At 32.3% G+C, this 23,566-nt stretch carries 26 protein-coding genes and 1 riboswitch; of the genes, 9 read left to right on the forward strand and 17 right to left on the reverse strand.

Going from position 1 to position 23,566, the window contains the following annotated elements; translation table 11 throughout:
- Nucleotides 1–12 precede the first annotated feature (12 nt).
- Genes A8C32_RS14215 through A8C32_RS14240 form a run of 7 tightly spaced genes read right to left on the reverse strand, consistent with a single transcriptional unit; the run spans nt 13 to nt 5,709 of the window.
- A complete protein-coding gene (locus tag A8C32_RS14215) occupies nt 13–963 on the reverse strand; it encodes an MBL fold metallo-hydrolase (RefSeq protein WP_069831097.1) in 951 nt (316 codons plus the stop codon).
- Nucleotides 964–988: 25 nt separating this feature from the next.
- Nucleotides 989–1,642 (reverse strand): CoA transferase subunit B, encoded by a 654-nt coding sequence (locus A8C32_RS14220; protein WP_069831098.1) that lies wholly within the window; start codon nt 1,640–1,642, stop codon nt 989–991.
- 44 nt (nt 1,643–1,686) lie between these two features.
- Nucleotides 1,687–2,382: a CoA transferase subunit A gene (locus A8C32_RS14225; RefSeq protein WP_069831099.1), complete on the reverse strand. Its 696-nt coding sequence runs from the start codon at nt 2,380–2,382 to the stop codon at nt 1,687–1,689.
- Between the two features lie 7 nt (nt 2,383–2,389).
- The gene (locus tag A8C32_RS21390; protein ID WP_349267250.1) at nt 2,390–2,689 is read right to left on the reverse strand and encodes a hypothetical protein; all 300 of its coding nucleotides are present in this window, start codon (nt 2,687–2,689) and stop codon (nt 2,390–2,392) included.
- Entirely contained in the window at nt 2,634–3,284 is a 651-nt protein-coding gene (locus tag A8C32_RS14230) for a flavin reductase family protein (RefSeq protein WP_349267251.1), read from the reverse strand. The genes A8C32_RS21390 and A8C32_RS14230 overlap by 56 nt, the downstream gene beginning before the upstream one ends.
- Before the next feature lie 2 nt (nt 3,285–3,286).
- Nucleotides 3,287–4,540 (reverse strand): fumarylacetoacetase, encoded by a 1,254-nt coding sequence (gene fahA, locus A8C32_RS14235; protein WP_069831100.1) that lies wholly within the window; start codon nt 4,538–4,540, stop codon nt 3,287–3,289.
- Between the two features lie 11 nt (nt 4,541–4,551).
- Nucleotides 4,552–5,709: a homogentisate 1,2-dioxygenase gene (locus tag A8C32_RS14240; RefSeq protein WP_069831101.1), complete on the reverse strand. Its 1,158-nt coding sequence runs from the start codon at nt 5,707–5,709 to the stop codon at nt 4,552–4,554.
- A gap of 143 nt (nt 5,710–5,852) precedes the next feature.
- Here A8C32_RS14240 and A8C32_RS14245 point away from each other — a divergent pair, with 143 nt between their 5' ends.
- Nucleotides 5,853–6,431, forward strand: coding sequence for a TetR/AcrR family transcriptional regulator (locus A8C32_RS14245; protein ID WP_069831102.1), 579 nt, complete (start codon nt 5,853–5,855; stop codon nt 6,429–6,431).
- Nucleotides 6,432–6,517: 86 nt separating this feature from the next.
- On the opposite strand, the gene thiH is transcribed toward A8C32_RS14245, so the two are convergent.
- The 9 genes from thiH to A8C32_RS14290 form a co-directional block, all read right to left on the reverse strand.
- On the reverse strand, nt 6,518–7,630 hold the full coding sequence (thiH, locus tag A8C32_RS14250; protein ID WP_069831103.1) for a 2-iminoacetate synthase ThiH: 1,113 nt from the start codon (nt 7,628–7,630) through the stop codon (nt 6,518–6,520).
- Nucleotides 7,631–7,639: 9 nt separating this feature from the next.
- On the reverse strand, nt 7,640–8,410 hold the full coding sequence (locus tag A8C32_RS14255; protein WP_069831104.1) for a thiazole synthase: 771 nt from the start codon (nt 8,408–8,410) through the stop codon (nt 7,640–7,642).
- A 19-nt stretch (nt 8,411–8,429) separates the two neighbouring features.
- The gene (thiE, locus tag A8C32_RS14260) at nt 8,430–9,083 is read right to left on the reverse strand and encodes a thiamine phosphate synthase (protein ID WP_069831105.1); all 654 of its coding nucleotides are present in this window, start codon (nt 9,081–9,083) and stop codon (nt 8,430–8,432) included.
- A gap of 190 nt (nt 9,084–9,273) precedes the next feature.
- On the reverse strand, nt 9,274–9,492 hold the full coding sequence (locus A8C32_RS21135) for a four helix bundle protein (protein WP_240491755.1): 219 nt from the start codon (nt 9,490–9,492) through the stop codon (nt 9,274–9,276).
- 96 nt (nt 9,493–9,588) lie between these two features.
- Complete coding sequence (locus tag A8C32_RS14270) at nt 9,589–10,350, reverse strand: hydroxymethylpyrimidine/phosphomethylpyrimidine kinase (protein WP_069831106.1); 762 nt, start codon at nt 10,348–10,350, stop codon at nt 9,589–9,591.
- On the reverse strand, nt 10,351–10,950 hold the full coding sequence (locus tag A8C32_RS14275; protein ID WP_069831107.1) for a thiamine phosphate synthase: 600 nt from the start codon (nt 10,948–10,950) through the stop codon (nt 10,351–10,353). It abuts the gene before it with no gap.
- 288 nt (nt 10,951–11,238) lie between these two features.
- Nucleotides 11,239–13,098: a phosphomethylpyrimidine synthase ThiC gene (thiC, locus tag A8C32_RS14280; protein WP_069831108.1), complete on the reverse strand. Its 1,860-nt coding sequence runs from the start codon at nt 13,096–13,098 to the stop codon at nt 11,239–11,241.
- A 100-nt stretch (nt 13,099–13,198) separates the two neighbouring features.
- Nucleotides 13,199–13,399, reverse strand: a complete 201-nt coding sequence (gene thiS / locus A8C32_RS14285) for a sulfur carrier protein ThiS (protein ID WP_069831109.1) — start codon at nt 13,397–13,399, stop codon at nt 13,199–13,201.
- Between the two features lie 101 nt (nt 13,400–13,500).
- A riboswitch (TPP riboswitch) is annotated at nt 13,501–13,606 on the reverse strand.
- Between the two features lie 128 nt (nt 13,607–13,734).
- On the reverse strand, nt 13,735–14,112 hold the full coding sequence (locus tag A8C32_RS14290) for a hypothetical protein (protein ID WP_069831110.1): 378 nt from the start codon (nt 14,110–14,112) through the stop codon (nt 13,735–13,737).
- A gap of 91 nt (nt 14,113–14,203) precedes the next feature.
- Between A8C32_RS14290 and xerA the strand changes: the two genes are divergently transcribed.
- From xerA to A8C32_RS14320, 6 genes are all read left to right on the forward strand, one after another.
- On the forward strand, nt 14,204–15,331 hold the full coding sequence (gene xerA / locus A8C32_RS14295) for a site-specific tyrosine recombinase/integron integrase (protein ID WP_069831111.1): 1,128 nt from the start codon (nt 14,204–14,206) through the stop codon (nt 15,329–15,331).
- A gap of 69 nt (nt 15,332–15,400) precedes the next feature.
- Complete coding sequence (locus A8C32_RS14300) at nt 15,401–16,348, forward strand: hypothetical protein (RefSeq protein WP_083253365.1); 948 nt, start codon at nt 15,401–15,403, stop codon at nt 16,346–16,348.
- Nucleotides 16,341–16,871, forward strand: a complete 531-nt coding sequence (locus tag A8C32_RS14305; RefSeq protein WP_069831112.1) for an SLATT domain-containing protein — start codon at nt 16,341–16,343, stop codon at nt 16,869–16,871. The genes A8C32_RS14300 and A8C32_RS14305 overlap by 8 nt, the downstream gene beginning before the upstream one ends.
- A gap of 226 nt (nt 16,872–17,097) precedes the next feature.
- Nucleotides 17,098–17,658: a DUF4468 domain-containing protein gene (locus A8C32_RS14310; RefSeq protein WP_069831113.1), complete on the forward strand. Its 561-nt coding sequence runs from the start codon at nt 17,098–17,100 to the stop codon at nt 17,656–17,658.
- Nucleotides 17,659–17,907: 249 nt separating this feature from the next.
- Nucleotides 17,908–18,360 carry a hypothetical protein gene (locus A8C32_RS14315; protein WP_069831114.1) on the forward strand — a complete coding sequence of 151 codons (453 nt, stop codon included), beginning with the start codon at nt 17,908–17,910 and terminating at the stop codon, nt 18,358–18,360.
- A gap of 162 nt (nt 18,361–18,522) precedes the next feature.
- On the forward strand, nt 18,523–20,760 hold the full coding sequence (locus tag A8C32_RS14320) for a hypothetical protein (RefSeq protein WP_069831115.1): 2,238 nt from the start codon (nt 18,523–18,525) through the stop codon (nt 20,758–20,760).
- 219 nt (nt 20,761–20,979) lie between these two features.
- Here the strand turns inward: A8C32_RS14320 and A8C32_RS14325 are convergent, their stop codons facing one another.
- A complete protein-coding gene (locus A8C32_RS14325) occupies nt 20,980–21,183 on the reverse strand; it encodes a hypothetical protein (RefSeq protein WP_069831116.1) in 204 nt (67 codons plus the stop codon).
- Nucleotides 21,184–21,351: 168 nt separating this feature from the next.
- On the opposite strand from A8C32_RS14325, the gene A8C32_RS14330 reads away from it, so the two are divergent.
- Both A8C32_RS14330 and A8C32_RS14335 read left to right on the forward strand, forming a co-directional pair.
- On the forward strand, nt 21,352–21,564 hold the full coding sequence (locus A8C32_RS14330) for a helix-turn-helix transcriptional regulator (RefSeq protein WP_069831117.1): 213 nt from the start codon (nt 21,352–21,354) through the stop codon (nt 21,562–21,564).
- 24 nt (nt 21,565–21,588) lie between these two features.
- Nucleotides 21,589–23,424 (forward strand): ATP-binding protein, encoded by a 1,836-nt coding sequence (locus A8C32_RS14335; protein ID WP_069831118.1) that lies wholly within the window; start codon nt 21,589–21,591, stop codon nt 23,422–23,424.
- Nucleotides 23,425–23,566 lie beyond the last annotated feature (142 nt).

Here is a 23,566-nt window from a genome sequence, read left to right on the forward strand (position 1 = left end):
GTTGATTATGTTTTATGAGTTTAACTCATTCCACATGGCTACATCTCTTTCGTCTGTCCAAATTCTTGGATGCGAAATTCCACTGGCTTCATCAAAAGCTCGGGTTACATTGAAAGGCATACAGTGTTCGAAAATGACCCATTCCCCAAAACGAGGTGTCATATTTTTCATTAATGCATCATAGCATTGTTTTAAAGTTTCTCCTCTGGTAACACTTAATAAAGCTTCTTGATATAGCATGGTTACGTATTCTGAAGTCATTTGTATGGCTTCTTGACATTCTACTTCATTCTTTAAGGCTTCTCCACGACCAGGCACTAATGCTTTTGGTTTAAAATCACTCAATTTTTGAAGTGTTAATGGCCAGTTTTTAAGTTGTGCATCGCCACAATAAGGTGTTGCTCCATACTCTACTAAATCGCCTGCAAACATGACTTTTTCGTCTGGTACCCAAACGATACTATCACCTCGGGTATGCCCTTCGCCTACATGCATGATTTCTACTTTTTTGTTTCCTAGATCTACTGTAAGTTTATCTTCAAAAATCATGGTAGGGTGTGTTAACCCTGGAATACTTTCATGACCTCTAAATAACCTTGGAAAGCGTTCAAACTCACTTTGCCAATCTTGAGCACCACGTTCTTCAACCATTTCATTGGTTTTTTGAGACATGATAATTTCGTCTACACCATACTCACTAGCTCCTAAAACTCTTACGGCATGATAGTGTGTAAGTACTAAATATTTAATAGGCTTATCTGTTACGCTACGTATTTTAGCGATAACATCTTTTGCCATTCGTGGTGTTGCTTGTGCTTCGATAACCATTACGTAATCGTCTCCAATTATAACACCACTATTGGGGTCTCCTTCTGCTGTATATCCGTAGCACCCTTTTCCTAGTTCTACAAAAGAGATTACTTTTTCTCCTAAATCAGCTTTTGATGCAAATTCTTTTGCCATTGTTTTAATTTTTTATGTTCAATTATTATATATGCATTTTAGGTATCTCTCCTTCAATGATTAGATTGCCTTCTGTGGCTTCTTTTATGGTTTCTACTGAAACGTCTGGTGCTCGTTCTAATAGTTTAAATCCGTTTTCTGTGACTTCTAACACTGCCATATTGGTTACTATTTTCTTTACACATCCAACACCTGTTAGTGGTAACGAGCAGCGTTTTAATAGTTTAGATTCGCCCCGTTTGTTGGTATGCATCATCGCTACAATGATATTTTCTGCACTGGCTACTAAATCCATAGCACCTCCCATGCCCTTTACCATCTTACCTGGGATCTTCCAGTTTGCGATATCGCCATTTTCGGCTACTTCCATAGCACCTAGTATGGTTAAGTCTACATGTTGGCCTCGTATCATCGAAAAGCTCATCGCTGAATCGAAAAAACTGGCTCCTGGTAATGTAGTTATCGTTTGTTTGCCTGCATTAATCACATCGGCATCTTCTTCGCCTTCAAACGGAAAAGGCCCCATGCCTAAAACTCCATTTTCACTTTGAAACTCTACTTCTATATCGTTACGCACGTAGTTGGCTACTAAAGTGGGAATACCTATACCTAAGTTAACATAGTAGCCATCTTGTACTTCTTTTGCTATTCGTTTTGCTATGCCTGTTTTGTCTAACATCTTTTAAGTTTTAAGTGTCTAAAAGTTTTGATAACTTCTATTTTTTAATCTTTTACCCTTACCGTTCTCTGTTCAATACGTTTTTCATAGGTGTCTCCTTGAAAAATGCGTTGTACAAATATGCCTGGGATGTGAATCTGGTTGGGGTCTAATGTTCCCAGTGATACCAATTCTTCTACCTCAGCTACTGTTATTTTTGCTGCTCCACACATATTGGGATTAAAATTTCTAGCGGTACCTTTAAAAATTAAGTTTCCTGCTTCATCGCCTTTCCATGCTTTTACAAAGGAAAAATCGGCTTTAAAGGCATGTTCTAGCACATACATTTTACCATTAAACTCACGGGTTTCTTTGCCTTGGGCCACTTCGGTACCATAGCCCGCTGGGGTATATACTGCTGGAAATCCTGCTTGGGCTGCACGACAACGTTCTGCTAATGTCCCTTGCGGAATGAGTTCTACTTCTAATTCTCCTGATAGCATCTGGCGCCCAAACTCATCATTTTCACCAACATAAGACGATACCATTTTTTTGATTTGTTTTTGCTGAAGTAGTAAACCAAAATCGTCTACACCAGCATTGTTTGAAATACAAGTGAGTCCAGACACACCTAATGTTACTAATTCTGCTATTGCATTTTCTGGTATACCAGAAAATCCAAAACCACCTAACATTAGTGTCATGTTGTTCTTTATGCCTTTTAAAGCTTCTGATATATTATTTACTTTTTTATTAATCATCGTTTAATTAATTCATGCAGAACAGCACTTCTAAAGCAATTTCTGGCTTGTTATTTTCTATAAAGATTTTAGCATACTTATGCAACTCATTTTGTATATCTTCTTTATCTTTCATTTGAAAGATTCCTTGTATTACTTTAGTGTTTTTATGCTTTTCAATTTGTAATGGATCTGGAGTTTGTTCCAAATTACCTAGTCTTCCTAGGTTATTTCCTGAAAGGATATTACTTTCTATTACATGCTTTGGTAAATTATCGATACCTAATCCCTTTATTAAAAATAGGTTTAGGTATTTCGAATAACGCATTGCCACTGGCTCTACAATACCAACTTTCTCCCATACGGGCTACTAAATCCAATTTTTGAGTATCTAAACTTCCTTTATCATTCAAATATTTTTCTTGAATATGAATGCGTTCTACTTTAGAAATTACCAAATTTCCTGCGCCACCTTTATCTCCTAATTCTATAACGTCTTGAACTGTGCACTCAAAAGACACAGGTGATTCTGCTACTCTTGGTGGTGTTACTACTTCTGAAGGAATTGCTGTAAAACCTGCTTTTTCAAATTCATTAATACCTTTATCGTACTCGGTGCTGGACAATGAGGTTTGCTCTACAATATTGTGGTTTACTATATTTATAACCACTTCGCTTACTGCTTTTACATTTTCGTAGGTATGCTTAGTGGTATTGTCTCTTCCGCGTCTTGCTGGTGAAAAAATTAAAATTGGTGGATTTGCACTAAATACATTGAAAAAACTAAAAGGGCTTAAATTAACATGACCATTCGCATCTACCGTACTAGCTAAAGCAATAGGACGCGGTGCTACTGCAGAAAGCAAAATTTGATGCAATTCTGAAGTTTTAATCGTTTTTGGATCTATCGTTTTAATTGCCATTATTAATTGTTTTTTGCTGGTAATAGTTTTGTTCTTACTTCTCCAAACCCAACACGTATATTGTCATTTTCACAATAGCCACGCATAATAACCGTATCGTTATCGTTTATAAACTTGCGCTCGGAGCCATCGTTAAGTTTTATTGGCTTTTGTCCTGCCCATGCTAATTCTAACATAGAGCCATAACTGTCTGGAGATTTTCCGCTTATAGTTCCTGATCCCATCATATCTCCTACACTTAAATTGCAACCATTCATAGTATGGTGTGCTAGTTGTTGCGCCATATTCCAGTACATATATTTAAAGTTGGAATGACTTATGGTAGTTTCTGCTTCGTTTTCGGGTTGTAAGGCTACTTCTAATTTTATATCGTAATTCTTTTTACCTGAATATTCTAAATAGGACAGTACGTCTGGTTCTTGCTCTGGTCCTTGAACTCTAAATGGTTCTAGGGCTTCCATAGTAACTACCCAAGGTGAGATTGAAGACGCAAAGTTTTTTGCTAAAAAGGGTCCTAATGGAATGTATTCCCATTTTTGTACATCTCTGGCAGACCAATCGTTGAAAACAACTTTCCCAAAAATATAGTCTTCGGCATTATTTGTATTTAAGGTTTCTCCTAAATTGGTACTTTTCCCTATAATGTATGCCATTTCCAGTTCAAAATCTACACGCTTTGATGTGGTGTAAACGGGCTTGTCTTCTCCTATTGGTAGTGTTTGCCCCATGGGTCTATGAATATCTTGACCACTTGTTATTATTGAAGATGCCCGACCGTGATACCCTACTGGAATATGTTTCCAATTGGGTAGTAATGCATTTTCTGGATCTCTAAACATTTTACCTACATTGGTGGCATGCTCTATACTTGAATAAAAATCGGTATAGTCTCTTATAAATACAGGTAAATGCATCTTAGCTTCGCTTTGTAAAATAAAAGCTTTGTCATGCTTTTTTAAGACTGAATTCTCATTTATTAATTCATTTTGAATAATCAACCTAACATCATTCGTTGTCTTTTTTCCTAAATCTATAAACGGATTTAAAAACTCATTTTTAAAAACATGTTCATCTATCTTTAAAAGATTAAAAATACCTAAACTAGCTGCTACGCTTAAGTCTAAGATATGATCTCCTATAGCAATACCTATACGCTTAGTTTCATCTGAGTTTGAAAAAATTCCAAACGGGATGTTATGAATAGAAAAATCTGAATTTTCGGGTATGGTAACCCAACTTGCTTTATTTGTCTTCATTATTTATATTATTAATCTAACCAAGATGTATGGTAGGTTTCATCTGCTATTTTCATGGCTTCTTCTGTTACTTTTAATGGTTTAAAAGTATCTACCATAACTGCTAATTCTTCTGTTCTTGTTTCTCCTATACTACGCTCTGCTGCTCCTGGATGTGGTCCATGTGGAATCCCTGCTGGGTGCAATGAAATATGCCCTGCATCAACATCGTTTCTACTCATAAAATCACCATCGACATAATACAATACCTCATCGCTATCTATATTACTATGATTGTAAGGTGCTGGAATACTATCCGGATGATAATCGTATAGCCTTGGCACAAAACTGCAAATTACAAAGGCATTGGTTTCAAAGGTTTGATGTACTGGTGGCGGTTGATGTATTCGCCCTGTTATGGGTTCGAAATCGTGAATTGAAAAGGCATACGGATAATTAAATCCATCGTAACCAACTACATCGAATGGATGTGTTGCATAAATGACTTCTATAATATCGTTCTGCTTTTTTATTTTCATAAGAAACTCGCCTTTTTCATCATGAGTTTCTAATTGGTCTGGTCTACGAATATCACGTTCACAAAATGGTGAATGTTCTAATAATTGCCCAAACCAATTTCTATAGCGTTTTGGTGTATAAACGGGGCTATAAGATTCTACAATGAATAAGCGATTGTCTTCGGTATCGAAATCTATTTGATAAATCATACCTCTGGGGATTACTAAATAGTCGCCATAACTAAAGGTTAGGTTACCCATATGCGTTCTAAGTGTTCCTGTTCCTTTATGGATAAAAAGGACTTCGTCTGCATCTGTGTTTTTATAAAAGTAATCACGTAATGACTTTTTTGGTGCTGCTAGAATAATATTGCAATCACTATTAGTTAGCATGATCTTTCTACTATCTAAATAATCATTCTCTGCTGGCACATCGAAACCTGTAAATTTATAGGACTTTAAATTGTTTGCTTTTGCAACTTTAGGCGCTACACTATATTGCTTTACTATTTCCTTTACTTGGGTTGGACGATGCTCATGATATAGGTTTGATGATATGCCATCGAAACCTATGGTTCCAAATAATTGTTCGTAATATAAATCCCCATTTGGCTTTCTAAAAATGGTGTGTCTCTTTCTTGGAATTTCTCCTAATTTATGATAAAATGGCATAATCTTAAAACATTTGTTTATTCAAACATAAACAATTGTTGATTAAAAAACAAATAACTTTTATTTAAAGCATTTTTTTTCTTTTATTTGCAATACCATTTATTTGGCAAAAAGCTAGGTATAGTAACGATTTAACTAAGTATATGAAGGTCAGCACAAAAAAAGAGGAATTTTTACAAGAATCATTAAAACTGATTCACGAGAAGGGATTTAAAGCTACAACTATGAGAGACATTGCTGATAGATTGGGTTTTGATGTTTCTAACAGTTACAACTATATAAAGTCTAAACAGGAGATCTTAGAAAGCTTCTTATTTAGAACTTCTAATGAGTTTCATGACTCCATGAATAACATCATGGGATCTAATTATCCAATAGATGAGAAATTGAAACAGGTTATCTCTGCTCATATAAAAATTGCTTCTCAACGGCCTTATGAAGTTGCTCTTATGGTTAACGAATGGCGAAATTTAAAAGAACCTAAGTATACTCAATATGTTGAATTACGAGATACTTATGAACAAAAATTTGGCGATTTACTTAAGGAAGGTATTGATAACCATATTTTTAAAGCTATGGACATTGAAATTGCTACGGCTGTTATTTTATCGTCTATTAGATGGTTTTATGATAAGTATACTAATGATGGAAAAAGCAATTTAAACCCTATTGAATTGGAAAGACAGATTATCGATTTTGTTTTTAATGGGGTATTGTTGTAAAGTTTCTTTTTAACTGTTGAAACCTCTTTTTTAAAGATTACTTCGGTCGTGCCTCTCTCGTAATGACGGGGATAATTATATTTTTTCTACTGCCAGTTATTAGCCCAATCTTTCCAAACAACTTCTAGTCCTTGATTTTTTAACATAGCTGCGACTTCTTCTGTAGAGCGTTCGTCTGATATTTCGAACTGCTCTAATGATTCTGGTTCTACAGCGTACCCGCCTGGATTTGTTTTAGATTCTGCGCTTATTGAGGTTATTCCTAAATTAACAATATTATTTCTAAATACTTCACTTTCTCTGGTCGAGATAGACAGTTCAACATCTTCATCTAACAGTCTGTAAGCACATATTAATTGTACCAAATCTGGATCTGTCATTTCTACTTTTGGCTCTAAACCTCCTGAATGCGGGCGTAGCCTTGGGAAGGAAATTGAATATTTTGTTTTCCAATAGGTCTTTTGCAAATATTTTAAATGTAATGCGGTAAAGAAACTATCTGCTCTCCAGTCTTCTAATCCAAATAATGCCCCTAGCCCTATTTTATGTACTCCTGCTTTTCCTAATCGGTCTGGAGTTTCTAATCGGTAATCGAAATTCGATTTTTTTCCTTTGGGATGGTGTTTTTTATATTCTTCTCTATGATAGGTTTCTTGGTATACTAAAACAGCATACAATCCGCTATCTATTAATTGTTCGTATTCTGGCTGATCTAGTGGTTGTACCTCTATGGTAATATTTGCAAAATGCGAGCGTATTAATTGTAGAGCATTATTTATATACTCTACGCCTACGGTTTGATTTGCTTCTCCTGTTACTAATAAAATATGGTCGTAACCTTTGGATTTTATGTACTCGACTTCTTTTAAAATTTCGGCATCTGTTAGTGTTCTTCTAGGAATTTTATTGGTTAAACTAAAGCCACAATAGGTACATATATTTTGACACTCGTTGCTTAAATACATTGGGGAATACATTTGTATAGTATTCCCGAATCGTTTTTTTGTAAGTCGCCTACTTTCTTGAGCCATCTCTTCAATATATGGTCTTGCTGCTGGAGAGATTAAGGCTTTAAAATCTTCTAAACTTCTTTTTTCTGCTCGCAAAGCATTCCATACATCTTGTTCTGTTTTCCCTAAAATACTGGACAGGGTTTCATCCCAATGGTATTGATTAAATGTCTCTTTAAATGTACTCATGTGTTTATTCTAATTCAAAAAACTAGTTAATGGACTACTGGCTTCTGCATGTTTTTTTACTGGGGCTAATTTTGCATTGTATGCTATTCTGCCTGCTTCTACTGCCATTTTAAAGGCTTTCCCCATATCTATTGGGTGTTGAGAAACTGCTATGGCTGTATTAACTAATACGGCATCTGCTCCTAGTTCCATAGCTTGTGCTGCATGCGATGGGCTTCCTATACCTGCATCTACTATAACTGGTACATTACTTTGGTCTATTATTATTTCTAAAAACTCTAAGGTTTTTAAGCCTTTATTACTTCCTATTGGTGCTCCCAATGGCATAACGCATTGTGTTCCTACATCTTCTAAACGTTTACACAATACGGGATCAGCATGAATATATGGCATAACTATAAAACCTAGTTTTACTAGTTCTTCGGCTGCTTGTAATGTTTCTATTGGGTCTGGTAATAAATATTTTGGGTCTGGATGAATTTCTAATTTAATCCAATTGGTATTTAGGGCTTCTCTTGCCAATTCTGCTGCGAAAACGGCTTCTTTTGCTGTTCTTACTCCTGATGTATTGGGTAATAAATTAATATGATTTTCTTGAAGATGTGTTAGTATATCGTCTGATTGATTATTAACATCCACACGTTTTAATGCTACGGTTACCAACTCACTTTCTGATGCTATAATGGCATCTCTCATAACTGCTGAATCGTTAAATTTACCAGTTCCTGTGAAGAGTCTTGACTTGAATGTTTTATCTGCTATGGTTAATTGATCACTCATAAATTATTAAGCCTTTTTGCTATTTGTTTTTTGGCGCTTTCCAAACTTGCTCGTTTGTTGATGGGCCTTTTAATTTTTTATTGAATTTTGTAATACGGTTAAAATCTTTAGTGATTTCTCCTGAAACGGCTATACCGTGTACTCCTGTTTTTACAATTTCGGGTACATCTTCTAATGTTATGCCTCCTATAGCTATTATTGGTGTTTCTGTTTTTAAGGCGTCTAGAATTGCGATGTAACCTTGGGTGCCCAGAATAGGGCTTAAATTGTTTTTTGTTGTTGTAAACCTAAATGGTCCTAAGCCTATATAGTCTACTTTTTTAGCGATTAAGGCTTCGCAATCTTCTAGGGTATTTGCTGTACCTCCTACCATATAAAATTTTCCTAAATATGCTTTTGCTTCTTTTGGACAGGCATCTGTTTTACCTAAGTGTACTCCGTCTGCTTTTACTGTTTTAGCTATTTTATAATGGTCGTTAATAATAAGACGTGTTTGGTAATGCCCTGTTATTTCTCTAGCTTTTTTAGCGGTTTCTAAAATAACGGCTTCGGGTGTGTTTTTAAGGCGTAACTGCACTAATTCTGCTCCAGATACACAGGCATTTTGTATGTTATCTAAATGGTCTTGTGGTGTTGCTCCTTGCGATATATAGTGTAGTTTTGGAATATTCATATGATAGTAGTTAAAGTATTTTTAGGAGTTATAGAATTTTAGGAGTTAAGAATTCATTGAATTAAGTATGCTTCTACAATATGCATTAAGCATTTTACTAACTTCTCTAATTAATTCCATTTGTTCTGTATTATCTTTAATGTATGTTAGGTCTTTAGATAAAAAATTATCTACATTCTTCTAAAGATGCTTATGCTATATTATAAAATCGTAATTTCTCTTTATTACTTAGTCTTTTGTACCCTTCGGCTATATTTGCTGTGATAGAAACAGATGCTCTTCTAAATTGAGAGGTTAATCCGTAGATTTCCTCTTTTGGAAACTGTTTCGTTATTTTATAAGTTTCTAAAACAAATTGATGTCCTTTTTGCCAAACCATTAAATTTTCAAAACTCTTAGATCTCTCCATCTCGTAACTAACTTATATTCTTTAACTTATTAATTGTTATTAATTTCTAGATTCCTTTTTCACCTCTAAACTACCATAACTTCTAAAATTCTATAACTACTTAATGCCAGTACTATGTATTCCTAATAGCGAGTTATGACTGTTTAAGAATCTTTCGGTGTAATACTTGGCGTTTTTACAGGCGTCTTCTAATGGTATTTCTAATGCTAAATTACTGGCTATAGCTGATGATAATACACAACCGCTGCCGTGTTTTTGATAAATAGTTTTTGCTTCTGGTTCTATATTTACTTGTACAATACCGCTATGGTATAGTTCGTCCCATCCTTTTTTATCTTGACGATGCCCACCTTTAAGGTAAATATCTGTTTTTTCTGAAATATATTCTACAGTTTCTTCTATATTTTTTTTAGGAAACAGGGCTTTTATTTCATCGTAATTTGGGGTTATGATATCGCATAATTTTAATGCTTTTTCAAAATAAGATAGTGATTCTTGCGAATGAAAACTGAATCCTGCACTGGCTTGTAAAATGGGGTCTAAAACAATTTTAATATCTGGATTTAATGTTTTTAATAATGATAATACGTCGTAGACTACTTGCCAATTTTCTACTATTCCAATTTTTGCTACTGGAATTGTAAACCTTTCGAATAGTGTTTTTATTTGCTTTATAATGAATTCTTTTTCAACCCATTGCGCGTCTTTAAAACTGATATCGTTTTGATTTGTAACACTGGTACATACTGATAAACCATATAAACCATGTGCTTGGAAGGTTTTAATATCTGATGTTAGTCCTGCTCCCGATGAGGGATCGAAACCTGCTATGGATAGTATATATTTATGTGCTTCCATTTAAATAGCGTTTTTAATGAAATAATCATTCATTTTTTTAAAATCTTGAATGGGTGTTTTACTATTCCAAATGCCTCCTAATACGCCTACACCTTGAAATCCTAATTTTTTAAATTCTGATAGGTTTTTAGTGTTAACGCCACCCATTCCTATAATTCTTTTGTCTATATGATTTACATCGAAACCTCTCCCTTGGTAGCCTTGTTTGGATATTGATGAAAATACGGGACTTAGCAAATGATAATCGAACTCGAATTCGCAGGTTTTTAACTCTTCTGGTTCGTGAAATGACGAACTAATGGTTTTTCCAAACATATTTAACCCTTTAAAATACTGTCCTGGATTGTCTATGTGGTCTATTCTTTTTTGTTCTTGAAAATGAATGCCTTTTATATTGAAAACATTTATCAATTCATGAAAATAATGTACTACAATTCTGTTGTGATATTTTTTATCTATCTGATTTAAATAGTCGCTATGTTCTTGATAGTTTTTATGTGGTTTTCTAAAATGATAGTACGCTAATCCTTCTTGAAATAGTTGGTTGAGTATTTCTATTTCGTTGGGTATATCTTGTTCTGGTGCTATGACTACTATCATTCTTTTTTTGAGTTTTAATAACTTTTCAGTGCTATTTTTTCATTCTTCAAAAACCACTTGAAATTATTGGTTTTTAATCAGGCACATAATAACAAATCAATCCTTTATTATTACATCTAATAAATTAATTCTTTCTTATATTATTTTCTTTTATTAAGAAGTTAATTAGACTGATAATGAGTTAGGGATTGCAGTGAAAATCCTTTTGCTTTTTCTGCAAAAGATTGTAACGGAAAGCCCGCCCACGCTTTTACTAAAAAAAGCGTGGGAACTTCCTAAATATCTATACTACAGGTATACTTCTGATCCTTTTTCTTTAAATTCTTTAGATTTTTCGTCCATACCTTTCTGTATGACTTCGTTATCTACTATGTCGTTTTCTGCTGCAAAATCGCGTACTTCTTGCGATATTTTCATGGAACAGAATTTTGGCCCACACATGGAACAGAAGTGTGCTATTTTGGCTCCTGCTGCTGGTAGGGTTTCGTCGTGATATTCGCGGGCACGTTCTGGGTCTAATCCTAAATTAAATTGGTCTTCCCAACGGAACTCGAATCGTGCCATACTTAGGGCATTATCTCTGTGTTGCGATCCTGGATGTCCTTTTGCTAAATCTGCGGCATGTGCTGCTAATTTATAGGTTACAACGCCTACACGTACGTCTTCCTTATTGGGTAGCCCTAAGTGTTCTTTTGGGGTTACGTAACATAACATGGCACAGCCGTACCAACCTATCATGGCTGCTCCTATTCCGGAGGTTATGTGGTCGTAACCTGGTGCGATGTCTGTGGTTAATGGCCCTAGGGTGTAGAATGGTGCTTCGTCGCAAACTTCAATTTGCTTTTCCATGTTTTCTTTTATCATGTGCATTGGCACGTGACCTGGCCCTTCGATAAAGCATTGTACTTCGTGCTTTCGTGCTATTTGTGTTAGCTCGCCTAGGGTTTCTAGTTCTGCAAATTGTGCTTCGTCGTTTGCATCGGCTACAGATCCTGGGCGTAAGCCGTCTCCTAATGAGAAGGCTACATCGTAAGATTTTAAGATTTCGCAAATTTCTTCGAAATGTGTGTATAGGAAACTTTCTTTGTGGTGTGCTAAACACCATTTTGCCATAATGGATCCGCCTCGAGATACAATGCCTGTTACGCGTTTTGCCGTCATGGGTACGTAACGTAGCAATACGCCTGCGTGAATGGTAAAGTAATCGACGCCTTGTTCGGCTTGTTCGATTAAGGTGTCACGGAAAATTTCCCATGTTAAATCTTCGGCTACGCCATTTACTTTTTCTAGGGCTTGGTAAATGGGCACGGTGCCTATTGGTACTGGTGAGTTACGCACTATCCACTCTCTTGTTTCATGAATGTTTTCTCCTGTTGATAAATCCATGATATTATCTGCTCCCCAACGGCATGCCCATACGGCTTTTTCTACTTCTTCTTCGATTGATGATGTGGTTGCTGAGTTCCCTATATTGGCGTTTATTTTTACTAGAAAATTACGCCCTAATATCATAGGTTCTGCTTCTGGGTGATTTATATTTGATGGTATTACTGCACGCCCTCTTGCTACTTCTTCTCGTACAAATTCTGGTGTTATTTTGGCTGGTATTGATGCACCAAAATGTTCTCCTGGGTGCTGTTTTCTTATTTCGGTCATCTCGTCTATTCGCTGGTTTTCACGAATGGCGATGTATTCCATTTCTGGAGTTATGATTCCTTTTTTTGCGTAATGTAATTGGGTTACGTTTTGTCCTTTTTTTGCGCGTAATGGTTTTTTTAGGTGTGCAAAACGCATGTGGTCTAAACTTGAATCGTTTAAGCGTTGGTTACAGTATTTTGATGAAAACCCGTTTAATTGCTCTACATCTTGACGGTCTAAAATCCATTGTTCTCTAATGCGGTCTATTCCATTATGTACATTAATGTCTTTACTTGGGTCTGTGTAAGGTCCTGAGGTGTCGTAAACTGTTACGGGTTCGTTTGGTGTTAACTTTCCAGTTAAAGAGTCTTTGGTATCGCTTAAAGAAATTTCACGCATCGCTACTTTTATTTGCGGGTGAATTTTTCCTTGCACATAAATCTTTTTTGAATTAGGAAATGGTTTTCTTGTTATTTGCCCTTCCTTTGGTGCTGTGTCTTTGTTTTTCATGTTTTTGAACGTGTTAAGCACAAAGTATAAGGCATTATAAGACTTATTTACGTTGTACTACTTTTATTTTGTTAAGTTCGAAGTTGTCTATTAGTATTTTTTATCCGCCTTGGGTTGCTTGAATAATTAGAATATCGTCGCCAGTATTAATAATTTTATTTTCCCAATCTGTTTTAGTAACTATTTGTTGATTAATAGCGACAGCTATTCCGTTTTCTGGCTGCTGTAATTGTTTTAACAACTGAGAAACTGAACTGTTTTTGGAGATGCTTTTGGATTGATTGTTAACGCTAATTTTCATTTCTTAAATGTTTTGCGATAACTCTAGCAGGTTAATTCCTGTTTGAAAACTGATAGGTAGTACGCGAAGTAATACGTTACTACATTCATAACAAAAAGAAGCTTAAAACTTCTACTTTTCCCTACGCAAGTACTAGCTCATTCAGGTTCAAAGGGTAACTCTCAGTTTTTTTGTTTTTACTACAAAAAAACACCCCTAAAGTTTATCTGCGGTAAAAGTAATGAATAGCTAATGATTTTTAAAATTTAAAGGTTAATAAATTATCTGTATATCGATAAGGTTATGATATGAATACCTTTATTTAAAGAATCTTAACTGTTAAATAAAATTTAGTTTTACTTATCCATATATTCTTGCCATTTTATAAGTACATATTTTTCTTTATTGTTTTCACGTTTTTTTAAAAACCCGTATTCATAAACAAAAAGATAAATATCTCCTTTTTTGTTTTTCCAATAATGTGTAAAAAAGTTTGGGTTAAAACCTAAGTCTAAAATTGTTTCTGCTCTTACTGTTGCCTTACCTGCTTTATTATAACTTTTTAAAATGCGTCGGTTTAACTTTAATTGATTATTTACTTTATTATAAAATCGAGGTGCTTCTTCCAATGACTTCTTATAATGGAAAGAACTCTTACAGTAAAGGTCGCAGAATTTCTTATCGGACCTACCTTTTAGTTCTTTCTCACAAGCTAAACATGTATTTATTATCATAAACTATATTAAGTGTATATTAAACGAATAATATTCGTTTAATATACGACTATTTTATTAGACATAAATACCTTGCGTGAAAACCACTAAGATGCTGAATAAACATATTACATTAAAACACCTTTTAATTAGAGAAAAACAATGTATTGGTTTACAATTTAACTCTGATAAAGTTATTCAAGCGTTAATTAAAGAGTTACCTTATCCTAAATGGAGTAAGGAGTTTAATATGGTATATATTATAAATAACAAGTCTAATCTTAATTTGATTTTTAAAAAATTTAGAGGTGTCGCTTGGGTTAATTGCAATTATTTTTATCAAAATAAAAAATTGAATAGTAACAATGACACTATTGATGTTTCCTGGTTTAGAAAACGATCTAATAAACAAAATTTTAGATTATGCCCCGAAGAATATCTACAAAAATTGGAGTTAAAAAAATACTCGAATAGCACTGTAAAAAACTATGTTCATAGTTTTGAAACATTTATTAATTTTTATAATGACAGAGAATTATTTAGTATAAATGAAAATGACATTAGGCTCTATCTTCAAAAACTAATTAAAGAGGAAAAATCAAATTCATATATTAATATGGCTATTAATGCCATAAAATTTTATTATGAAATGGTTTTAGGGATGCCTAATAGGTTCTATTCTATAGAAAGACCTCGAAAAGAATCTAAATTGCCTAAAGTATTATCTAAAGAAGAAATAATTTTAATAATCAATCATACAAACAATATAAAACACAAATGTATTGTGAGTCTCTTATATTCTTCTGGTTTACGTAGAAGTGAGCTTTTACAGTTAAAACTAAAAGATATTGATAGTAAAAGAATGGTTATAAGGGTGGAGCAAGCTAAAGGGAACAAGGATCGTTATACTGTTCTTAACAAAAGTGTTCTAAATGACCTGAGAACGTATTTTAAAATTTACAAGCCTAAAATATATTTATTTGAAAACTCTATTTCTGATAACAAATATAGTAGTTCTAGTGTATTACAAATTGTTGTTAAATCTGCTAAAAATGCAGGGATTAAAAAACGAGTAACACCCCACATGTTGAGGCATAGTTTTGCAACACATTTGCTTGAAAGTGGTACCGATATTCGTTATATACAACTGTTATTAGGTCATAATTCTACTAAAACTACAGAAATCTACACACATGTTGCTACAAATTCCTTTACAGAGATTAAAGATTTATTATCTTAGCACGCATATAGAAGATATATAGTTAATAACTATATATTTTTGTTGGCAGTAATATAAAAAACCGAGATATTGAAAGAAGAAAATAACACCGAAACAAAATTATCGGTTTATGAATTGAAGAAATTCAATTTTGAAACTTTGATTCATTCAATCAATAGATGCTATGCAAAAGAAATCCAACAAAGACTTCCAAAAGCAATTGATTTTCCAAAAACAATATTTGATTCAAACAATAATCTGAATTTACAATCTCTAATAGAATTTGCTCAATCTACAAATGACATTTACTTCCTTTCAGTAGCCAAAAGAATCAAAGGAGTAAGATTAATTCAATTTTCAAGAGATGAAAACACCAAAATTGAATTGAAAACTGCTTGGAAGTTGATATCGGAATCAATACTTGACATTCCAAGCGAATGCACAATTTCATCTATAGGTTCACAAGGCTTCTTGTCAATTCCTATTTTTAAATATGATTCGGAAATAAACGACTTCGATTTTTTAAGGCTTCATATTTGGGAAAATAGTTTATTAGAATATATTGACACAAACATTAGTGAAAGATTTTCAATTCACTCTCACTCATTCTTAGCCCAAAGTTGGATAATAGACGGAAAAATAATTAATGAAAGATATTCGGTTAATGAAACCACAGAAAAAAGCGATTCAGCAATATTTAAAATAGAATATAACAAAACACTTAACGAAGTTAACCAACATACTTCTATGGCTGTAAATACAGGCAAAAATATTGAGGTTTCAAAAACTTCAAGAGAGGAATATTTTTTCGGAGAGACGTATAAAATAAATGCAGGAAAATATCATAAATCAATTTCTCAAGGAGAAAATGGGTTATCAGCAACTTTCTTTTCGTTTACAACTCAAAATAATAACGTAGTTCAATCAAATGTTACAGGACCAAATTCTATGCAAACTTCTAAAATAAATCGGAAAATGCATATTGACCCTAAAAAACTGATTAAAACTATTGACCAAAAACTTAACTCGAATGAATGAATCACAAAGAAAAATGCTTCTTGATTGGATGAGAAAAATTCATCAATTAGAATATGCTCATCGCTTTGAGTCTTTAAAATGGGAAAAAAGAAGATATTTAACTGGAATATTAGCATTTTCAATTTCAACAATTATTGCTTTCTCATTTAAGTTCCCTAAAATAGAACCAGAAACACTTGAATTGTTACCTGTATTTCTTCATCATAAATATTTTATTGCAATAGCATCATTTATCGTTGCAATGCTGACAGGTTATCAAACTTTTACTAAACCTAATGAAAAAGCGTTAACTCATAAAAATACGGGAAGTAGTTATGAAAAACTTCGCCATAGAATTGAATTTGTCCTAACTACAGAATTTCAAGAATGGGAATTAAAAAAACGAATAGAAATGATCAAAGAAGAATGGGAAGGACTTGATGCAATAAACGTTTCTAAAAAATACTTTGACGAAGGAAAAAAGAAAGTACAGTCATTTAATAAATATCCGAAAGAACTCGATTTTCTTCCGGATGTTGAATAATAAAATACTACTGCCAACACGGTGTATAAAACATAGCTAATAAGTGATTAACCGAAAGGTTTGTGTATATTTAGAAAGTCCGCCAAATTTTTAATTTGGCATTTAAAAAATGAAAAATTAAAAACAAAATATAAAAATTCGGCTCTGTGTTAAACCGAAATGTTAGTGTCTTTTTACACGCTACGTTTCATACACAAGTCCGTTGTAAAACATTTAGAGAAACATTATGAACAGAATTTTAACATTGAGTTTTTTATTTTTAACCTGTATTAGTTTTGCACAGGAATTTGAAATAACGCCAAACGGATTAAAAGATAAATCAAATACCGACAACGGATTTTTAGTAATAAAAGCGTCTGATAAAAAAACGGACGAACTTTATAAAAACGCAATAAAGTACGTTAATGAAAAATATAAGAATCCTGAAAAAGTAATCAAAGGAAAAACAGAAAACGAATACTTACGATTTGAAACTTATGTTGGACAATTAACTAAAGTAAATAACAGCGGAGTAAAACTTGACATAAGTGCAACTTATACAACCGAATTGAGATTTAAAGACGGAAAAGTTCGCTATGAAATAATTGAATTGGATATGACTGCTGATAATGGTGGTCGAAATGTTTATTGGAAAGGAAGTATTTGGAAAGGTTATCCAATTTTTAATAAAAAAGACGAATTAAGACTTGAGAAAACCAAAACAGATTTAGAGAAATATTTTAACGCTCAAGTCCAAATTATATCTGATTTTCTAAACGAAAAGAAATCGGAAAAAGATGACTGGTAAAAAAACGTTTTACAACAATGTATAACCGCAATTACGGCGGATTCGACTACGTCCGAATCCACTCGGAATTGCTAAAGCCTGTGCTAAACCGAAAATTAACGCATATTAACCCGTAACTGACGGTTATACGAGACCGTTAGCTATAATTAGAAAAACTCATACTTACGAATGAATTGGAACTATCTTTCGAAATTTATTTTAATATTGATTCTGATAATAAGCTTGGTAATCTACATCATATTTTATCCTTTGAGATTTGAATTCTATGAAGACATTAGAGCTAAACAAATTTCTGACTTTATTGTTATTCCTATTTTTGGAATTTTAGTTGTCTACGACATAATCAGGAATATCAAAAAAGGAGAAAAAAATTGGCAAAAATATATAATTGATTTTTTTAAAGGTACAGCTCTATTTTCTGTGTTTTATTTTTTAATTATTAGAAGATTCTTTTCTTGTTTATTAATATTCGTAAACTCAATTTTCGGAGAATTCGAAACTGTAACTATTAGCGGAACAATAATTGAAAAAATTGACCGAAAAGGTAGCGGAAAAGATATTGGAGACCATAAAATAACAATTAAGCAAAAAGAAACTGATTTGATTTTTGATACTAGAATTGATATTATTGAAAACTATTACAAAGGACAAAATGTTGAAATAGAAATGAAAAAAGGAATTCTGAATTTAATGTACAAATAACTATAGCTAACAAAGTATAAAATTAATGGCTAGTGAGAGCTTACTTGGAAAATTCCAGCGGGATTTTCCTCTGGCAAGTATTTGTTTGCTTACTTAGTTACTTAACAACGCCACTAACCTTATACATAAACGTTATGTTGCATTTGACAAAAAACCTTATAGATGGATAAATCGGAAATTAAAATTCAACATATTCTTGAAACAATTCCATCAATCCTACTTAAAAAATTTGATTCCTTAGGGATTACTAATCTTCAACAAGTAGAAGAAATTGATATTCAGGAATTTTCTAGAAAAAGAGGAATTGGAAAATCTGTAGTATCAAAACTTGAGGAGTATCAAGACTATATTGAAAAAAATATTATCGATTTAGTTCAGTTACAAGAATCGAAAACTAAACAACATTTAATCCCTTTAGACTTCAATAATTTAAACCCTAATTCATTCATAGAGTTAATAAATGAAACAGTAAGTGACTATTTAAACCTAAATAGTGATGACTTATTAAAAGGGATTATAAATCATTATTATGGTTTAAATAACTCTGATAAGTATACATTAGATGAGCTATCAGGTTATTATCAAAAAACTAGCGAGCGGATAAGGCAGCTAAAAATATTAGCTCTAAACAAATTAGATTCATTCCTTACAAATGGAATAGATGAAGAAATAAGATGTAATTGTGTAGAAGAAATTAGCTCAAATTACAAAAATCTTAAAATAGAAATTTTAAGTCAAAAAATTTTAAGTAAAGAAACACTCATAGACTTTTTAACGGAAAACTATAATTATAACAATAAGAATGTAGAAGTTGTTGATTTGGTAATTGATTTGTTTTCAATAAATGCTTGTGGTAAAGTTGAAACCTATTTTACTACAGCGGATATCTTAGTTGTTGACAAATCTGAAAAGAAAAAGTTTCTAAAAACTGCCGATTTAGTACTTAAAACTCTTAAAAATGCAATTACACCGTTAAATGAAATGCAGGTTATAATAAATTGTAAAAAAAAGAATAAAACTCTCACAAATAACCATATTCTAAAAGCAATTGAAGTTCTGCCAGAAATTGAAATGATACAGAACGAAGAAACCAATTTATATCAGGTAAAGTTTGAGTTTTTATCAAGTGCTAGTGATAGAGCATTCCGCATATTAATTGAAAATGGCGACACTATGTATATTGATAACATAGTATCTGAAATAAATCGGAGATTGGTTCATTCTAACACTTCTAAAATTTATGATAGACATAGTTTAGTAATTGCACCTGACAAAAGGTTTACTGCATTAGGAAAAACAGGTTATTGGGGATTAAAAATCTGGGGAAAAAATTCAGATAAAATTGAAATTTTAATTAAAAAAGCGCTTTATAAGCTAAACAAGCCTAGTAGCTATGAAGAAATTTTTGCAGAAGTAATTAAAGAGCGCCCTAAAGTTAAAGAAAGAGCTGTAAGAACATTAATTGGAAGAGATTGTTTAAAAGTTGAGTCAGATAATTGGATTCTAGCTGAATGGAAACAAAAGTATTCTAGTCTAGCCTTTTTGAAGAGAATAAAACGTGAAGTTACTCACGAACCAGAACATAGATTAGAGCAAAGATTAAAGGTTATAGAATTTTTAAATCAAAAGCAATCTAACCAATCTTTGGCTTCTGAGATTATAAAAACTTTAGAACACTTGGACAAAAGATATACTAAAGTTTCTTTCTATAAATTATTTGAACAAACCGAATATTTCATTAAATCTAAGAATGGCAGCAGAATTGTAATAAAATTAAAACAACAAGATGTTTTTAATGTAGCAATTGATGAATTTAATTGGCAGTCAATTAAGGAGAAACTTTATCGAGATTTAAGAAATTATTTTTCTGATCCAACTACTTCACCTACATATGCATTTGATTTAAGAGAAAGCATTGAGTTATTCAATGAGCTGATAGTTTTCAATACACATATAACTGAATTTGATGGTTTAGATCAAAGACTTTTAGGGAATTTAAACAAGTTTTACTTAACAGCTTCGGATAGTGTAGATAAATTAAATTACTTGAAGCAATTTTTAACTTGTTTAGATCCTTTATTCAAGAAAATCTTGTTCTTAGTAAATGAAGTTGATTATAATTATATTACTACTAATAATAAAGGATTGGGCAAAGTAATAGAAAAGTTAGATAAGCTTGATCCTACTAAAGAAAGATACAAAGACTTTAGAAGTGCTCGGAAATATAAATTCGGTAAGCACATCCAAACTTCATATTATTATAGAAACAATGATACACATTCAGCAAATGACTGGACTGAATTAGAAATTATAAATACTATAACAAGTTGTTTTGTTTTTTACATTTTCGCCTGTTCAGAATATTATAATGAAATTAAAAATAAAATAAACGCAACATAACATTATATATAGCAAATTGGGCGATTAATGTTTAACCGAAAGGTTATTGTCTATTTGCAAAGTCGCCAAATCTTTTGATTTGGTATTCAAATAGGAAAATTAAAACAAAATAAAAAAGATTTGGCTTGTGGCTAAACCGATAATAATCGCTTGTTTCCTGCCCAACTTGCCATATATTTACCGTTGTATGCCATTACGGAAAACACAATCGCATTTGATTTATGATTTTGTTTTTCTTCTAGTCGGATACATTACCTGTTGCTTTTTGAATTGACCGATTTCTTCTCTTAACGTCTGATTGATATTGTGAATCAAATCATTTTGGAATTTCATAATTCCCAATAAATCGTGCATTGCATTTAAATTTTCTAATTGCTTGTATACAATCTCCTCTAAATCAGCTTTGGTATATCTTTTGCTCATAACTACGTGTTTTAATATTCAAAAAAAACTTTTGTGGGTTTATTTGAACCCTTAAAAGCATAACAAAGATATTAAAATTATTCAAATGAATACTAAAAAGCATAAAATAATGCTAAAAACATTAAAAATGAAGTCATTACATTTGACATTAAACTATAATAATTTCTTATGAGCAAAGAAGTTTATAATCGGATAAAAGCAGTTTTAGCGGAACAAGGAAAAACCAATAATTGGTTAGCAGATGAATTGGAAATGAATAGAACTACCATTTCTAAATGGTGTAGAAATGAAATGCAACCAAGAGTTGAGACTTTATTTCAAATTGCAAAAGTGCTTGGAATTGATGTAAGAGAATTATTAGTTTCTAATAAAAATAATTAATCAGAGTTTTTACGAAGTGATAAAATGAAAGTTAAGTTAAGTCAAGCAGTAAAAATGTTTTTTGGGAACTCCTCACTTGAAATGGTTTATTTCGAGGCAATAGCTAATGCATTAGATGCTAATGCAACAGAAATAACTATAGACATAACTGCAAAAGCATTTAATCAACCTCAAACTTTAGAAATTGAGATTTCCGATAATGGAGATGGATTTACTGATGACCGATATAAAAAGTTTTCAAATCTATTTGATGTCGAAGAAAGTTCACATAAAGGATTAGGTAGACTTGTTTATTTGTGCTATTTCGACAAAGTAAAAGTTGTTAGCCATTTTGAAAAAAACAAAAAAAGAGAATTTGATTTTTCTGAAGAATTTAACGAAGAGATATCTAATGTAGCCAAAATTTCTGAAAATGAGTCAGGTACAAAATTTAAAATGACTGGATATACACTTCAAAAAATAGCAAAAAGTGAGTTTGTTAGACCAGATATTTTAAAAAATAGAATTCTTGAAGAATTTTATTCGAGATTATTCCAGTTAAAGAAAAAAAATGTTCAGATTTTAATTAAAATTAATGCAACTATAGATGGACATAAAAAAGAAGTTACTCTTAACAATTCAGAAATTCCAAAATTTACAACTTTAGAACTCAATAGCTCAATTAACCTTATTGATAAATTTGACCTTTATTATTCTATTAAGGAAGTAGACCCTATACACTCATCTTTGATAGCGGCAATATCGGTAGATAATCGGACAGTTAAAGTAAATATTATTGCCGAAGAAAATATACCTCTAGGCTATCAAATGGTTTTTCTTCTTTATTCAGATTATTTTACTGGCAAAGTTGACGCTGCCCGCCAAAACCTTACAATTTCGTCTGCTGAATTAAAAGAAATTCAAAATATATTTCGAAAGGAAGTTGCTTTAATTATAGAAAAAAACATTCCTAAAATAAAAAAACGTAATGTAGAGACAAAAAATAATTTAGTTTCTAAATACCCTCACTTAAGTGGTTATTTTGACTCTAAAAACATAGGTTATATATCAAGAAATGATGTGCTAAAGAAAGCTCAAGATGAGTTCTTTAAAGCCCAAAAAGAATTGTTAGAAGCTAGTTCTTTAAGTGACGAACAATATGAAAAATCATTAGAGTTGTCTTCTAGAGCTTTAACGGAATATATATTATTTAGACAACTGACAATTGAGAAATTAAAAAAATCAAATAAGGATAATAGCGAAGCAGATTTACACAACTTATTTGTTCCTATGAAAGAACAATTTGATAAGGACAATGTTGCGAACGATTTATATCGTAATAATGCTTGGTTACTAGATGACAAATATATGACCTATGAAACCATTTTGAGCGATAAAGAAATGGGAGACGTAGTTGAATATATTACAGAAGGAGAAACATCGAAAAGAGATGATGACAGACCTGATTTAGCACTGATTTTTTCGAACAATCCTAAAGATACAGGACTGTTTGACGTTGTTATTGTTGAGATAAAAAAGAGAGGAATCTCTTTAGAGGAAAATATGAAAGCTGTTACTCAATTAGAGAAAAGAGCTAGGAAACTTATGAAATATTATGAGAACAAAATACAACGTATTTGGTTTTATGGTATAGTAGAGTTTAATGATGACTTAGAGTTAGCATTAACAGGAGAATACAAAGAACTTTATTCTACTGGAAAAATGTACTACAGAGAAACAAAAGTCGCAATACAGAAAAATCCCGATATTATTTTACCTATTGGAGTATTTGTACTGGATTTAGATTCTGTGGTTAGTGATGCAGATGCAAGAAACTCGGCTTTTCTAAATCTGATTAAAAGTAAGTTTTTAAAGGAATGATAATAAAAGTCGAGTAGGTAAAGGGGAATCTCACCCCTAAACCTCTCACAGAACCGTACGTGATAGTCTCCCATCATACGGCTCTTCTTAACAAGTCAAGTCAAGGTGTAAATCCATATTGCCAATGTACAAACATATTTGG

This window comes from Flavivirga aquatica (genome assembly GCF_001747085.1).
Taxonomy (GTDB): Bacteria; Bacteroidota; Bacteroidia; order Flavobacteriales; family Flavobacteriaceae; genus Algibacter_C; species Algibacter_C aquatica.

Coding starts and splice junctions, on each gene's coding strand:
- thiC (WP_069831108.1), bottom strand. CDS start 13,098: ATGAAAAACAAAGACACAGCACCAAAGGAAGGGCAAATAACAAGAAAA.
- A8C32_RS14320 (WP_069831115.1), top strand. CDS start 18,523: ATGGATAAATCGGAAATTAAAATTCAACATATTCTTGAAACAATTCCA.
- A8C32_RS14240 (WP_069831101.1), bottom strand. CDS start 5,709: ATGCCATTTTATCATAAATTAGGAGAAATTCCAAGAAAGAGACACACC.
- A8C32_RS14245 (WP_069831102.1), top strand. CDS start 5,853: ATGAAGGTCAGCACAAAAAAAGAGGAATTTTTACAAGAATCATTAAAA.
- A8C32_RS14335 (WP_069831118.1), top strand. CDS start 21,589: ATGAAAGTTAAGTTAAGTCAAGCAGTAAAAATGTTTTTTGGGAACTCC.
- xerA (WP_069831111.1), top strand. CDS start 14,204: ATGCTGAATAAACATATTACATTAAAACACCTTTTAATTAGAGAAAAA.
- A8C32_RS14290 (WP_069831110.1), bottom strand. CDS start 14,112: ATGATAATAAATACATGTTTAGCTTGTGAGAAAGAACTAAAAGGTAGG.
- thiE (WP_069831105.1), bottom strand. CDS start 9,083: ATGAATATTCCAAAACTACACTATATATCGCAAGGAGCAACACCACAA.
- A8C32_RS14215 (WP_069831097.1), bottom strand. CDS start 963: ATGGCAAAAGAATTTGCATCAAAAGCTGATTTAGGAGAAAAAGTAATC.
- thiS (WP_069831109.1), bottom strand. CDS start 13,399: ATGAAAATTAGCGTTAACAATCAATCCAAAAGCATCTCCAAAAACAGT.
- thiH (WP_069831103.1), bottom strand. CDS start 7,630: ATGAGTACATTTAAAGAGACATTTAATCAATACCATTGGGATGAAACC.
- A8C32_RS14275 (WP_069831107.1), bottom strand. CDS start 10,950: ATGATAGTAGTCATAGCACCAGAACAAGATATACCCAACGAAATAGAA.
- A8C32_RS14230 (WP_349267251.1), bottom strand. CDS start 3,284: ATGGCAATTAAAACGATAGATCCAAAAACGATTAAAACTTCAGAATTG.
- A8C32_RS14270 (WP_069831106.1), bottom strand. CDS start 10,350: ATGGAAGCACATAAATATATACTATCCATAGCAGGTTTCGATCCCTCA.
- A8C32_RS14255 (WP_069831104.1), bottom strand. CDS start 8,410: ATGAGTGATCAATTAACCATAGCAGATAAAACATTCAAGTCAAGACTC.
- A8C32_RS14325 (WP_069831116.1), bottom strand. CDS start 21,183: ATGAGCAAAAGATATACCAAAGCTGATTTAGAGGAGATTGTATACAAG.
- A8C32_RS14220 (WP_069831098.1), bottom strand. CDS start 1,642: ATGTTAGACAAAACAGGCATAGCAAAACGAATAGCAAAAGAAGTACAA.
- A8C32_RS14310 (WP_069831113.1), top strand. CDS start 17,098: ATGAACAGAATTTTAACATTGAGTTTTTTATTTTTAACCTGTATTAGT.
- A8C32_RS21135 (WP_240491755.1), bottom strand. CDS start 9,492: ATGGAGAGATCTAAGAGTTTTGAAAATTTAATGGTTTGGCAAAAAGGA.
- A8C32_RS14305 (WP_069831112.1), top strand. CDS start 16,341: ATGAATGAATCACAAAGAAAAATGCTTCTTGATTGGATGAGAAAAATT.
- A8C32_RS14330 (WP_069831117.1), top strand. CDS start 21,352: ATGAGCAAAGAAGTTTATAATCGGATAAAAGCAGTTTTAGCGGAACAA.
- A8C32_RS14225 (WP_069831099.1), bottom strand. CDS start 2,382: ATGATTAATAAAAAAGTAAATAATATATCAGAAGCTTTAAAAGGCATA.
- fahA (WP_069831100.1), bottom strand. CDS start 4,540: ATGAAGACAAATAAAGCAAGTTGGGTTACCATACCCGAAAATTCAGAT.
- A8C32_RS21390 (WP_349267250.1), bottom strand. CDS start 2,689: ATGCGTTATTCGAAATACCTAAACCTATTTTTAATAAAGGGATTAGGT.